The organism is Variovorax atrisoli 110B (assembly GCF_000382045.1).
Taxonomy (GTDB): domain Bacteria; phylum Pseudomonadota; class Gammaproteobacteria; order Burkholderiales; family Burkholderiaceae_C; genus Variovorax; species Variovorax atrisoli.
In genome coordinates this window covers 564,974-577,829 of record NZ_KB907450.1, presented here as the reverse complement: position 1 = coordinate 577,829, position 12,856 = coordinate 564,974, and the positions used below count along the sequence as shown (strand labels likewise).

The 12,856-nt window shown below is 66.4% G+C and carries 14 protein-coding genes; 6 read left to right on the top strand and 8 right to left on the bottom strand.

Annotation, left to right across the window (positions count from 1 at the left end):
- Positions 1-2: 2 nt before the first annotated feature.
- The 4 genes from G369_RS0102800 to G369_RS0102785 all read left to right on the top strand — a co-directional run bounded on the left by G369_RS0102800 (position 3) and on the right by G369_RS0102785 (position 4,043).
- Positions 3-785, top strand: coding sequence for an oxepin-CoA hydrolase, alternative type (locus G369_RS0102800; RefSeq protein WP_019652452.1), 783 nt, complete (start codon positions 3-5; stop codon positions 783-785).
- 81 nt (positions 786-866) lie between these two features.
- A complete protein-coding gene (locus G369_RS0102795; RefSeq protein ID WP_019652451.1) occupies positions 867-1,586 on the top strand; it encodes a Crp/Fnr family transcriptional regulator in 720 nt (239 codons plus the stop codon).
- 50 nt (positions 1,587-1,636) lie between these two features.
- Entirely contained in the window at positions 1,637-2,743 is a 1,107-nt protein-coding gene (locus tag G369_RS0102790; protein WP_019652450.1) for a phosphotransferase, read from the top strand.
- Between the two features lie 28 nt (positions 2,744-2,771).
- Positions 2,772-4,043, top strand: a complete 1,272-nt coding sequence (locus tag G369_RS0102785) for an acyl-CoA dehydrogenase family protein (protein WP_019652449.1) — start codon at positions 2,772-2,774, stop codon at positions 4,041-4,043.
- Positions 4,044-4,124: 81 nt separating this feature from the next.
- Here G369_RS0102785 and G369_RS0102780 read toward each other — a convergent pair whose 3' ends face one another.
- From G369_RS0102780 to G369_RS0102760, 5 genes are all read right to left on the bottom strand, one after another.
- A complete protein-coding gene (locus tag G369_RS0102780) occupies positions 4,125-4,622 on the bottom strand; it encodes a GNAT family N-acetyltransferase (RefSeq protein WP_019652448.1) in 498 nt (165 codons plus the stop codon).
- Positions 4,619-5,956: a phosphoglucosamine mutase gene (gene glmM / locus G369_RS0102775; protein WP_019652447.1), complete on the bottom strand. Its 1,338-nt coding sequence runs from the start codon at positions 5,954-5,956 to the stop codon at positions 4,619-4,621. Before glmM ends, G369_RS0102780 begins: the two co-directional genes overlap by 4 nt.
- Complete coding sequence (folP, locus tag G369_RS0102770; protein WP_019652446.1) at positions 5,953-6,837, bottom strand: dihydropteroate synthase; 885 nt, start codon at positions 6,835-6,837, stop codon at positions 5,953-5,955. The genes glmM and folP overlap by 4 nt, the downstream gene beginning before the upstream one ends.
- A gap of 59 nt (positions 6,838-6,896) precedes the next feature.
- The gene (ftsH, locus tag G369_RS0102765; RefSeq protein WP_019652445.1) at positions 6,897-8,816 is read right to left on the bottom strand and encodes an ATP-dependent zinc metalloprotease FtsH; all 1,920 of its coding nucleotides are present in this window, start codon (positions 8,814-8,816) and stop codon (positions 6,897-6,899) included.
- A gap of 166 nt (positions 8,817-8,982) precedes the next feature.
- Positions 8,983-9,651, bottom strand: coding sequence for an RlmE family RNA methyltransferase (locus G369_RS0102760; RefSeq protein ID WP_019652444.1), 669 nt, complete (start codon positions 9,649-9,651; stop codon positions 8,983-8,985).
- Between the two features lie 33 nt (positions 9,652-9,684).
- On the opposite strand from G369_RS0102760, the gene G369_RS0102755 reads away from it, so the two are divergent.
- Together G369_RS0102755 and G369_RS0102750 are read left to right on the top strand one after the other, a co-directional pair.
- Positions 9,685-10,164, top strand: a complete 480-nt coding sequence (locus G369_RS0102755) for a YhbY family RNA-binding protein (RefSeq protein ID WP_019652443.1) — start codon at positions 9,685-9,687, stop codon at positions 10,162-10,164.
- Positions 10,165-10,208: 44 nt separating this feature from the next.
- Complete coding sequence (locus G369_RS0102750; protein ID WP_099047469.1) at positions 10,209-10,928, top strand: glycosyltransferase; 720 nt, start codon at positions 10,209-10,211, stop codon at positions 10,926-10,928.
- Positions 10,929-10,991: 63 nt separating this feature from the next.
- On the opposite strand, the gene G369_RS0102745 is transcribed toward G369_RS0102750, so the two are convergent.
- The 3 genes from G369_RS0102745 to kdoO form a co-directional block, all read right to left on the bottom strand.
- Entirely contained in the window at positions 10,992-11,417 is a 426-nt protein-coding gene (locus tag G369_RS0102745) for a DUF4149 domain-containing protein (protein ID WP_019652441.1), read from the bottom strand.
- An 11-nt stretch (positions 11,418-11,428) separates the two neighbouring features.
- Positions 11,429-11,905, bottom strand: a complete 477-nt coding sequence (greA, locus tag G369_RS0102740; RefSeq protein ID WP_019652440.1) for a transcription elongation factor GreA — start codon at positions 11,903-11,905, stop codon at positions 11,429-11,431.
- 68 nt (positions 11,906-11,973) lie between these two features.
- Positions 11,974-12,843, bottom strand: a complete 870-nt coding sequence (gene kdoO, locus G369_RS0102735; RefSeq protein WP_019652439.1) for a Kdo hydroxylase KdoO — start codon at positions 12,841-12,843, stop codon at positions 11,974-11,976.
- Between the last annotated feature and the right edge of the window lie 13 nt (positions 12,844-12,856).

The following is a 12,856-nucleotide window of genomic DNA, read 5'->3' as shown; positions in this document are numbered from 1 at the left end:
CCATGAGCACCGCAGAACTCAAGAGCACGAGCGAGGGCAGCACCATGGTGCTGACGATCTCCAACCCCACCCAGCGCAACGCGCTGGGCCCCGACATCTACGCGGCGGGCATCGAAGCGCTCAACGGCGCCGAGAACAGCGCGGAAATCCGCAGCGTGGTCATCGTGGGCGAAGGCTCATGGTTCTGCGCCGGCGGCTCGCTGCAGCGGCTGCTGGCCAACCGGCAGCTCGACCGCTCGGTGCAAGCCGAGAGCATCGAGGGCCTGCACAACTGGATCGATTCGATCCGCACCTTTCCCAAGCCGGTCATCGCTGCCGTCGAAGGTGCTGCGGCGGGCGCGGGCTTCTCGCTCGCGCTGGCCTGCGACTTCGTGGTGTCGGCGCGCGATGCAGTGTTCGCGGCCTCGTACAGCAACGTGGCGCTTTCGCCCGACGGCGGCCTGAGCTGGCACCTCGGCCGGCAGCTGCCGCGCCAGCTTGCGAGCGAATGGCTGATGAACGGCGAGCGCATCGCGGCTTCGCGCCTGCATGCGCTGGGCCTCGTCAACGAGCTCACCGAAAGCGGCCAGGCCCTTGCGGGCGCACTGGCGCTGGCGGGCCGGCTCAACGCGCGTGCGCCGAATTCGCTGGCCAGCATCAAGGAGCTGCTGAGCGAGGCCCGGGGCGCCACGCTGGCCTCGCAGCTCGCGCAGGAGCGAGATCACTTCGTGCGCAACCTGCATCACGCGAACGCGGGCATCGGCATCGCCGCGTTCCTCGAGAAGAAGCCGCCGCAATACGAGTAAGTACCCATGTGACGAGCCGGCGCCCGACGGCGTCGCTCCCGTGACACCCACCAGCTTTCCAGTCGCCGAGAGGACAGACCAATGGACGACCCCATTCTTACCATCGAAGAACGTGAAGCGATCAACAGTGGTCGCTGGTTTTCTTCCCTTTCTCCATCGCTGCGGCACGACATCCTCCGATGCGCCTTCGTCAAACGCTACAAGGACGGCGACCTGATCGCCGCCCGCGGCGATCCGCCCGAACACTGGATCGCCTGTGCCAAGGGCGCGGTGCGCGTGAGCTCGACGGCCGTCTCGGGCAAGCAGGTGACGCTGACCTACGTGGAGCCGGGCATCTGGTTCGGCGACGTGGCGATGTTCGACGGGGACCGGCGCACGCACGACACCTACTCGCATGGGGACACCACCATCCTGTGCGTGGCGCGCGCCGACTTCCAGAAGATCCTGGCCTCGCACGTGGAGCTGTACGAGGCGCTGATGCGGCTGCAGGCGCGGCGCATCCGCACACTCTTCGGGCTGGTGGAAGACCTCAACACCCTGCCCCTGCGCGCGCGGCTGGCCAAGCAGCTCATCCACCTGGTGCGCAGCTACGGCGTGCCCAACCTGGAAGACGGCAGCCAGATGCGCATCGGCCTGCAGCTGGCACAGGAAGAACTGGCGCAGCTGCTGGGCGCATCGCGCCAGCGGGTCAACCAGGAGCTCAAGACCATGGAGCGCGAGGGCACCATCCGCATCGAGCCGGGCGGCCTCGTGGTGCTCGACCGGGCTGCGCTGATGCGCGTCTCGGAAGCTGAGAGCTAGGGCGGCAACGACCAGCAGAACAACAACCACAGGCAGACAAACACACCGACATGAGCCAGGACTTCTCCTCCTTCATCGGCACCCGTGCCGTCTCGCAACAGCACGCCTTCGACGTCGACGCGCTCGCGGCCTGGCTCGGGAAGAACCTCGACGGTTTCAAGGGCCCGCTGACGGTCGAGATGTTCAAGGGCGGCCAGTCGAACCCGACCTACAAGCTGGTCACGCCCACGCAGAGCTACGTGATGCGCGCCAAGCCGGGCCCGGTCGCGAAGCTGCTGCCCTCGGCCCACGCGGTGGAGCGCGAGTACAAGGTGATGAGCGGCCTGGCCGGCACCGACGTGCCCGTGCCGCGCATGTACTGCCTGTGCGAAGACGAGAGCGTGATCGGCCGTGCCTTCTACGTCATGGAGTTCATGCAGGGCCGCGTGCTGTGGGACCAGTCGCTGCCCGGCATGAGCAACGCCGAGCGCGCCGCCCATTACGACGAGATGAACCGCGTGATCGCGGCGCTGCACACCGTCGACTTCGCCGCCCGCGGCCTGGCCGACTACGGCAAGCCCGGCAACTACTTCGAGCGCCAGATTGGCCGCTGGAGCAAGCAGTACAAGGCATCGGCCGACGGCGCGGGCGAGCTCTCGCAGCCCATCGAGGCCATGGAGCGGCTGATCGACTGGCTGCCGGCCCACATGCCCGCAAGCGCGCGCGACGAGAGCAAGGTGTCGATCGTCCATGGCGACTACCGCCTCGACAACGTGATGTTCCATGCCACTGAGCCGCGCATCATCGCGGTGCTCGACTGGGAGCTGTCGACGCTGGGCCATCCGCTGGCCGACTTCAGCTACCACTGCATGTCGTGGCACATGCCGCCGACCACCGGACGCGGCATCGGCGGTGTCAATGTCGCCTCGCTGGGCATCCCCACCGAGAACGAATACATCCGCCGCTACTGCGAGCGCACCCGCATCAGCACGCCCGAGGCGCTCGCGCCCGACTGGAACTTCTACCAGGCCTACAACCTGTTCCGCATGGCCGCGATCCTGCAAGGCATTGCCAAGCGGGTCGAGGCCGGCACCGCGTCGAGCGAGCAAGCCGTGGCATCCGCCCGCGGCGCCCGCCCCATGGCCGACATGGCCTGGCAGTTTGCCCAGAAGGCATAAGCCGCCCCACCCCACCAGGAGAGACAAGATGGACTTCGAATACTCGGCCAAGACCAAGGACCTGCAGAAGCGCGTGCAGGCATTCATGGACGACCACATCTATCCGGCCGAAGCCGAGTACGCCGCCGAACTTGCCGCGAACACAGCCGCCGGCAAGCGCTGGACGGCGCTCAAGACGGTCGAGAAGCTCAAGGAGAAGGCCAAGGCCCAGGGCCTGTGGAACCTGTTCCTGCCGGTCGACAGCGCAGCGGCCTCCGGCTACGACGGCGCCGGGCTGACCAACCAGGAGTACGCCCCGCTGGCCGAGATCATGGGCCGGGTGCCATGGGCATCGGAGGCCTTCAACTGCTCGGCACCCGACACCGGCAACATGGAGACCATCGCCCGCTACGGCTCGGAAGAGATCAAGGCCCGCTGGCTCAAGCCGCTGCTCGAAGGCCAGATCCGCTCGGCCTTCGCGATGACCGAACCCGAAGTGGCCTCGAGCGACGCCACCAACATCTCCACGCGCATCGAGCGCCAGGGCGACGAGTACGTCATCAACGGCCACAAGTGGTGGATCTCCGGCGCGGCCGATCCGCGCTGCGCGGTCTTCATCACCATGGGCAAGAGCGACCCCGAGGCGCCGCGGCATTCGCAGCAGAGCATGATCGTGGTGCCGGCCGACGCCAAGGGCATCCGCATCGTGCGCCCGCTGAACGTGATGGGCTACGACGACGCGCCGCACGGCCACGTCGAGATGTACTTCGAGAACGTGCGCGTGCCCGCGAGCAACATGCTGCTGGGCGAAGGCCGCGGCTTCGAGATCGCCCAGGGCCGCCTCGGCCCCGGACGCATCCACCACTGCATGCGCCTGATCGGCCTGGCCGAGCGCGCGCTGGAGCTGATGTGCAAGCGTGCCTCGTCGCGCGTGGCCTTCGGCAAGACCGTGGCTTCGCAGACGGTGACGCAGGAGCGCATCGCCGAGGCCCGCTGCAAGATCGACATGGCCCGCCTGCTCACGCTGAAGGCCGCATGGCTGATGGACGTGGCCGGCAACAAGGTCGCGAAGAACGAGATCGCGATGATCAAGGTGGTGGCACCCTCGATGGCCTGCCAGGTGATCGACTGGGCCATGCAGGTCCACGGCGGCGGCGGCATGTGCGACGACTTCCCGCTGGCCTCGGCCTATGCCGGCGCACGCACGCTGCGCTTCGCGGACGGTCCGGACGAAGTGCACCGCAATGCGATCGCCAAGTGGGAGCTGGGCAAGTACGCACCGGGCAAGGCCGACGCCGAAATGCCGGTGACGCGCTTCTGATCTGACTTGCGCGCTCTCCCCCTGGGAGAGCGCCGGGGTGAGGGCCGACGGCGATCGATTCGCCCCCGGCCCTCTTCTTTTTCAGAGCTTCTTCTGCAGGAAGACAGCGGTGCCGAAAGCCGGGTCGAGCTGGTAGCCCGCGAAGCCTTCGCGCTCATAGGCGCGCAACGCCGGCGCGTTGCCCGACAGCACCTCCAGCGTCAGCTTGCAGGCACCGCGCCTGCGGGCCTCCTCTTCCACCAGCGCAAACATCTGCTGCGCCACGCGCTTCCCACGATGGCTGGGCAGCACCACCACGTCGTGGACATTCACGAGCGGCCTGGCGGCGAAAGTCGAGAAGCCCTCGATGCAATTGACAAGGCCCACGGGCTGGCCGCCTTCATACGCCAGCACGCTGAATGCCTGGGGCCGCATAGCCAGTTCGGCCGGAAGGCTCTGGCGCACGGCAGCCTCGAGCGGCTTGCCGCCCCCGGCCGGGTCGCTGGCATAGGCATCGAGAAGGTCGACCAGCGCGGCCGCGTGGGCGGTATTGCGATAGTCGGCAATGAACACCTCGATCGGCGTCGCCGCCGCCGTCATCGCGCGGGATCCAGCGTCGCCGCGAGGCGCTTGGCGCAGGACTCGGCCTGCTTCGCATCGCGCGCCTCGACCATCACGCGCACCAGCGGCTCGGTGCCGCTCGCGCGGATCAGCACGCGGCCGGAATCGCCGAGCTCGGCTTCGATGCGCTCGGTTTCGCTGGCCAGCGCCTTGTTGGCCTTCCAGTCCTGCTCGGGCGAGATGCGCACGTTGATGAGCGTCTGAGGGAACAGGGTGACGCCCTCGAGCAGCTGCGCCACCGTCTTGCCGCTGCGCACGCAGGCTTGCAGCACCTGCAGCGCGCTCACGATGCCGTCGCCGGTGGTGTGGCGGTCGAGCGCCAGCAGGTGCCCGGAGCCCTCGCCACCCAGCAGCCAGCCGCGCTTGTCGAGCTCTTCGAGCACGTAGCGGTCGCCGACCTTGGCGCGCACGAACTCGATGCCCTGCTTGCGCAGGGCCATCTCGACGGCCTTGTTGGTCATGAGCGTGCCGACCACACCCACCGGCTTGTCGCCGCGCGCGATGCGCTCGGACACCATGAGGTAGAGCAGCTCGTCGCCGTTGAAGAGGCGCCCGCTCGCGTCGACCAGTTGCAGGCGGTCAGCGTCGCCGTCGAGTGCGATGCCGTAGTCGGCCTTCTGCGCCGTCACCGCTGCGATCAGCGCCTCGGGATGCGTGGCGCCGAAGCCCTTGTTGATGTTCAGTCCGTCGGGGGCGACGCCGATGCTGGTCACTTCAGCGCCCAGTTCGTGGAACACGTTGGGTGCCACCTGGTAGGCCGCGCCGTGGGCCGCATCGACCACCAGCTTCATGTCGCGCAGGCTCAGGTCATTGGCGAAGGTGCTCTTGCAGAACTCGATGTAGCGCCCGGGCGCGTCGTTCAGGCGGCGCGCCTTGCCGAGGTTGGCGGAATCGACCCATACCGGGTCTTCTTCCAGCGCGGCCTCGACGGCCAGCTCCCAGGCGTCGTCGAGCTTGGTGCCCTGCGCGCTGAAGAACTTGATGCCGTTGTCCGGATACGCGTTGTGGCTGGCACTGATCACCACGCCGAGGCTCGCACGCTGCGCGCGGGTGAGATAAGCGACGCCGGGCGTCGGCAGCGGCCCCAGCAGCACCACGTCGACACCGGCAGAGTTGAAGCCGGACTCGAGCGCGGATTCGAGCATGTAGCCCGAGATGCGCGTGTCCTTGCCGATGAGCACCGTGGGGCGCGACTGCGTCTTCTTGAGCACGCGGCCCACCGCGTGCGCGAGGCGCAGGACGAAGTCGGGAGTGATGGGCGCCTTGCCTACGGTGCCACGGATGCCGTCGGTGCCGAAATATTTGCGGGTCATGTTGAGGGTGTCTGCTCTTGTGTTTGTTTTAGTGACTCTTGCGCCTTCATGGCGCGCCATACCGCGAGTGCCGCGACGGTGTCGCGCACGTCGTGTACGCGCACCACGGCCGCTCCCCTGTCCACCGCCAGCACCGCCGCGGCGACGCTGGGCACGATTCGCTCTCCCGCCACCTCGATGCCGGTGACCGCACCGATCGACGACTTGCGCGACCAGCCCAGCAGCAGCGGATAGCCACCGGCGAGCAACTCGCGCTGCCGCGCGAGCAAGGCGAAGTTCTGTGCCACCGTCTTGCCGAAGCCAACACCAGGATCGAGCGTGATGCGCAAGGAATCGACTCCCATCGCGCGCAGGAGTTGCACCTGGGCCGAAAGGAATGACAGCACTTCGGGAACCACATCGCCCGCCATGGGCAACGCCTGCATGGTCTGCGGATCGCGATGCATGTGCATCAGGCAGATGCCACACGAGGGGTGCGCGGCGACCGCCTCGCGCGCGCCCGGCTGACGCAGCGCCCAGATGTCATTGACGATATCCGCGCCCAGGTCGAGCACCGCGCGCATGACTTCGGGCTTGTAGGTGTCGATGGAGATCGGTACGTTCAGCCTGACAGCCTCGCGTACCACCGGCACCACGCGCGCCAGTTCGGCATCGAGCGGCACCGCGGGGCTGCCGGGACGAGTCGACTCGCCGCCGATGTCGAGGATGTCGGCGCCTTCCTTCAGCAGTTGCTCGCAGTGCCGGAGGGCCGCCTCGGTAGAGGCATGGGTGCCGCCGTCGGAAAAGGAATCGGGCGTGACGTTGACGATGCCCATGACGCGCGGCTGCGCGAGGTCGATGCGGAAGCGGGAGGTCTGCCAGAAGGCGCCGCCGGCGCTCATCTGTACGCCATCGAAAACGGGGCCAGAGGCCCCGTTGTCGTTTGACGCCAAGCTCGCGCTCACGCTGCGTTGGGAGCCGGATCGGTCGTCACGGCCGGCGTGCCGCCGCTGCCGCCACCGCTGCCCGAAGGCGGGATGCGGGGCGTCCAGTCCTTGGGAGGACGGGGCGCGCGGCCGGCCATGATGTCGTCGAGTTGCTCGGTGTCGATGGTTTCCCATTCGAGCAGCGCCTTGGCCATGGCGTGCATCTTGTCGCTGTTCTCCTCGATCAGGCGGCGCGCCAGGGCGTACTGCTCGTCGATGATGCGGCGGACTTCCGAGTCGACCTTCTCCATGGTCTGCTCGCTCATGTTCGTGGTCTTGGTGACCGAGCGGCCCAGGAACACTTCGCCTTCGTTCTCGGCGTAGACCATCGGGCCGAGCGCATCGCTCATGCCGTACTTCATGACCATGTCGCGCGCCAGGTTGGTGGCGCGCTCGAAGTCGTTGCTCGCGCCGGTGGTCATCTGGTGCATGAACACTTCCTCGGCGATGCGGCCGCCGAACAGCATGCTGATCTGGTTCAGCATGTACTCGCGGTCGTAGCTGTAGCGGTCCTGCGACGGCAGGCTCATGGTCACACCGAGGGCGCGGCCGCGCGGAATGATCGTGACCTTGTGGACCGGGTCGCACTTGGGCAGCAGCTTGCCGATGAGGGCATGGCCGGACTCGTGGTAGGCCGTGTTGCGGCGCTCTTCCTCGGGCATGACCATGCTCTTGCGCTCGGGGCCCATGAAGATCTTGTCCTTGGCCTTCTCGAAGTCCTGCATCTCGACCACGCGCGCATTGCGGCGGGCGGCCATCAGGGCGGCTTCGTTGCAGAGGTTGGCCAGATCGGCGCCGGACATGCCGGGCGTGCCGCGGGCGATCACGCTCGGATTCACGTCCTGGCCCAGCGGGACCTTGCGCATGTGCACGCCGAGGATCTGCTCGCGGCCGCGGATGTCGGGCAGCGTGACGTAGACCTGGCGGTCGAAACGCCCCGGGCGCAGCAGAGCGGCGTCCAGGATGTCGGGGCGGTTGGTGGCAGCCACCACGATCACGCCGAGGTTGGTTTCGAAGCCGTCCATCTCGACCAGCATCTGGTTGAGCGTCTGCTCGCGTTCGTCGTTGCCGCCGCCGAGGCCGGCGCCGCGCTGGCGGCCCACCGCATCGATTTCGTCGATGAAGATGATGCAGGGAGCGTTCTTCTTGGCATTCTCGAACATGTCGCGGACACGGGCAGCACCCACGCCGACGAACATCTCGACGAAGTCGGAACCCGAGATCGAGAAGAAAGGCACCTTGGCTTCGCCGGCGATCGACTTGGCCAGCAGCGTCTTGCCGGTGCCCGGAGGGCCGACCAGCAGCAGGCCGCGCGGGATGCGGCCACCGAGCTTCTGGAAGCGCTGCGGGTCCTTCAGGAAATCGACGACTTCACGGACTTCTTCCTTGGCCTCGTCGCAGCCCGCGACGTCGGCGAAGGTGACCGTGTTGTTGTTCTCGTCCATCATGCGGGCCTTGCTCTTGCCGAAGCTGAACGCCCCGCCCTTGCCGCCGCCCTGCATCTGTCGCATGAAGTAGATCCAGACGCCGATCAGCAGCAGCATCGGGCCCCAGCTGACCAGCAGGGTCATGAGCAGGGAGCTTTCTTCGCGCGGCTTGACGTCGAACTTGACGTTGTGGTCGATCAGGTCGCCCACGAGACCGCGGTCGAGCACGGTTGCGGTCGTGCGGATCTTGCGGTCGTCGTTCGTGACGGCGACGATCTCGCCGCCTGCTGCGCCTTCAGGAATGACGGCGCTCTTGATCTGGTTGTTGCGGACCTGATCCAGAAACTCGGAGTAGCTGACTGTCCCCGAGCCGACGCCACCGCGGGTGTCGAACTGCTTGAAGACAGTGAACAACACCATGGCAATGACGAGCCATACGGCAACTTTGGAAAACCACTGATTGTTCAAACGAAGCTCCAGGCTAAAGCGCGTGACAGGTGAATGAAAAAACGCGCTGTGGGTACGCAATTGCGCCCCATTTTAGGCTTTTCAAGCTACGAAAAGCTGGCATTTCCCTAATGCAGCCATAGCCTGACATGGGTTTGCACCGCAAAGGATGTTGCTCGGGCCGGTATCAAGGCGTATCCGCTGCCTTCAGCCCCACCCCGACCAGGAAGGTCTCGGCCGATTTGTCCCGCGACGCCTTGGGCTTGAAAGGTTTCACGACACGGAAATTGGCCTTGAAGAGCTTCACCAGCTCGTCGTAGCCGCTGCCATGGAAAACCTTGGCCACCAGCGCCCCCTCGGGCTTCAGGTGGTTCTGGGCGAAGTCGATAGCCAGCTCGATCAGGTGCGAAACGCGGGCCGCGTCGGCCGAATGGATGCCCGACAGGTTGGGCGCCATGTCCGAAACCACAAGATCGGCCTTGCGTCCGGCGAGCACGCCGAGCAACTGCTGCAGCAGGTCGTCCTCCCGGAAATCGCCCTGCAGGAAGGTCACGCCCTCGATGGGCTCCATCGGCAGCAGGTCGAGCGAGATGATGGTGCCGTTCAGCTCACCTGCGGCAGCCCCGCCCGGCGACATGCGCCGGCGCAGGTACTGGCTCCAGGCGCCGGGGGCGGAGCCGAGGTCCACCACCAGCTGGCCCGGCTTGATCAGGCCGAACGACTCGTCGATCTCCTTGAGCTTGTAGGCGGCGCGAGCCCGGTAGCCCTCCTTCGTGGCGAGCTTCACATAGGGGTCGTTGATATGGTCGTGCAGCCACGCCTTGTTGACTTTCTTGCTTTTGGCTTTGGTGCTCATGGGGGTCTTCGTGTACGGGTCGATAATACGGGGATGCCCGCCATTCAACTTACCCCTGCCGAGCGCAAGGTGCATCGCGCCGAAGCTCACCACCTGGATCCGATCGTCATGGTCGGTGGAGACGGGCTCACCCCTGCCGTGAAGAAGGAAGCCGACGCGGCGCTCAAGGCCCATGGCCTGATCAAGATCCGCGTCTTCTCCGACGACCGCCTGGCCCGCGACGCCATGCTGCGCGAACTGGCCGACGAACTCGATGCCGCCCCGATCCAGCACATCGGCAAGCTGCTCGTGCTGTGGCGCCCGAAGCCCGAGAAGGAACGCGTGGTCGACGAAGACCGCATGCCCGGCCCGCGCGACGTGAAGATCGTCAAGTACAGCAAGCGCGGCGGCCAGCGCCCTGAAATCAAGACCCTGCGCGTTCTGGGCAACCAGCGCCTCACCCCGGGTGGCACCATCAAGCGCGCCAAGGCGAAGCGGCCGCTGTCGGCCAAGAAGCGCAACCAGGCGGATTAAGCCTGGTGGCAGCCGCCGAAGGCGCTCAGCGCCACATCCTCTGCATGAAGTGGGGCACGAAGTACGGCCCCGAGTACGTCAACCGGCTGTACGCGATGGTCCGCCGCCACCTGAGCGGCGACTTCAAGTTCGTCTGCCTGACCGACGATGGCAACGGCGTGCGTCCCGAGGTGACCTGCCTGCCGATTCCGCCGCTGAACCTGCACCTGGCCCCCGGCCAGCGCGATGGCGCCTGGAAGAAGCTCACCACCTTCGAGAAGGACCTGCACGGCCTGCGCGGCCCCGCACTCTTCCTCGACCTCGACGTGGTCGTCGTGGGCAGCCTGGACGCCTTCTTCGAGCAGCCGGGCGAGTTCCTGATCATCCACGACTACGACCGTCCCTGGCGGCGCGGCCGGATCACGGGCAACTCCTCGGTTTATCGCTTCGAGCTCGGCGCCCATGCCGATGTGCTGGCGTATTTCCGGGCCAACATGGACAAGGTCCAGGCCGAATACCGCAACGAGCAGACCTACCTGTCGGACGTGCTCCACAAGCAGGGCAAGCTGGCCTACTGGCCCGACGGCTGGTGCCCGAGCTTCAAGTACCACGGCATCCCGACCTGGCCGACCAACTACTGGGAAGAGCCCTTCGTGCCCGAAGGCGCCCGCATCATGGTGTTCCACGGCGAATGCAACCCGCCGGACGCGCTGGCGGGCCGCCGCAACCGGGCATTCCGCTTCATCAAGCCGGCTCGCTGGGTCGCGGAATACTGGAAAGAGTAGGAAGCGACAGGCAAAAAGCGAAAGGCGGCCCGGGCCGCCTTTTTTTCTTGCTCCGCCGTCGCTTCAGCCTGCCGTGCGGCCCCCGATGCGCCACAGCACCACGCCGGCGCACAGCCACTGCAAGAAGTACATCCCGGTGCCCATGGCGTGCCACAGCTTGAGGTTCTCGCGGGCCACGATGCGCGGTGCCACCGCGTACTGCTGCAACAGCGCCAGCAGCAGCGCACCCAGGATGAAGAAGATGGTCGTCATCGCCGGTCCGCTCATCCGTTCGTCGGCCTTGGAGCGGAAATGGATCAGCAGGATCACCCCGCAGGCGATGGCGATCCAGCTCTGCGCCTCGAACAGCTGCGCTGCGAAATTACCCGCCACCGACGGGTTGCCCAGCTTCGCGAAGAGCATGGGCACGACCAGAAAGCCGATCGTCGTCAGGCTGCCCCACCAGAAGGCGGCCAGAATCAGCGCAATACGATCCTTCAGGTCCTTCATGCGCGCCGCGATCAGACGTAACTGACCGCCACGATCTCGTAGCGCTTGAGGCCGCCGGGCGTCTGCACTTCAGCAGTGTCGCCCTCTTCCTTGCCGATCAGCGCGCGGGCGATCGGGCTGGAGACGTTGATCAGGCCCTGCTTCAGGTCGGCCTCGTCCTCGCCCACGATTTGGTACTTGACGGCATCGCCGCTGTCTTCTTCCTCGAGTTCGACGGTGGAGCCGAAAACCACCTTGCCGCCGGCGTCGAGCTCGCTGGGATCGATCACCTGCGATGCGGAAAGCTTGCCCTCGATCTCCAGGATGCGGCCTTCGATGAAGCCCTGGCGATCCTTGGCGGATTCATATTCGGCGTTCTCGCTGATGTCACCCTGCGCGCGCGCTTCGGCGATCGCATTGATGACAGCAGGACGGTCCACCGACTTGAGCCGGCGCAGTTCTTCGCGCAGCTTCTCCGCGCCGCGCTTGGTGATGGGGATGGTCGCCATGTCTAGTTTTCTCTCCATAAAGCGAAACCGCCGAACGCTGCCGTTCGGCGGTCGATGGGGGACTGCGCTCAGACGAGCGTCCGTCCTGTCAGCCGGCTCAGGATGGCGAGCGGGCTCGAAGCCGGATTGTATTGCTTGGAAGCATCCAGGTGGAGGGTCTGCTCCAGCATGAACTGGCCGGCCATCACGGCGTGCGAAGTCTGGTCCGAGAAGCAGACCCACACCGAACCCGGCGGAAACTTCGCAGTTTCCTGCGGCGAGTTTTCCTGGTAGGCCATGTCCGACTTCATGCCGTCGTGCAGCTGCAGCATCAGGTGGTCGTATTCGCTGCGGAACGACTTGGTGACGTGCAACGCCTGCAGCAGCTTCGCCTGCAGGCGCGAGTAAGGCTTGGCGCGCGGCAGGAAACGCTTCGCGATGTCTTCGAAAGGCTCGCCCACGCGCCACACCCGCGGTGCGCCGTCGGGGTTCACGTTGGTGAAGACGCGCAGGATCCGCTCGCCGTAGTTCGGCCGCGACGGGAATGCATCGACATGCAAGCGACGGTCGTCGGCACGCCACGACTGCACGCGCGTCTCGACCTGTGCCGGCCTGTAGCTGGTCGGCGCGAGCCGCAGGGCCGGCGCATAGTGCGGCAGCAGCCCGTGGATGAGCTGCGTGGCCTGCGCCCTGAATCGCCCCACCATCGCTGCCGCCTTGCGCTGCACCGTCTCGTCACCCACGGCGCCCTTGAGCTTGCCGTTGGCGTCGAGGCTGATGTTGCGCACGTCGGGCGACAGCAGGCTGGGCGTGAGCAGGCTGCGCTCTTCGGGCAGCAGCTCGAAGCCCAGGCGCGGGAAGTACAGCACCTTGCCCGCCTCCAGCTCCGCGATCCACGCCTCGTTGGGCGTGGCCGCGTTCCAGTCGGTCAGGCCGAGTTCGACGAGCTGCGTTTCCATGGTCGCGATGACG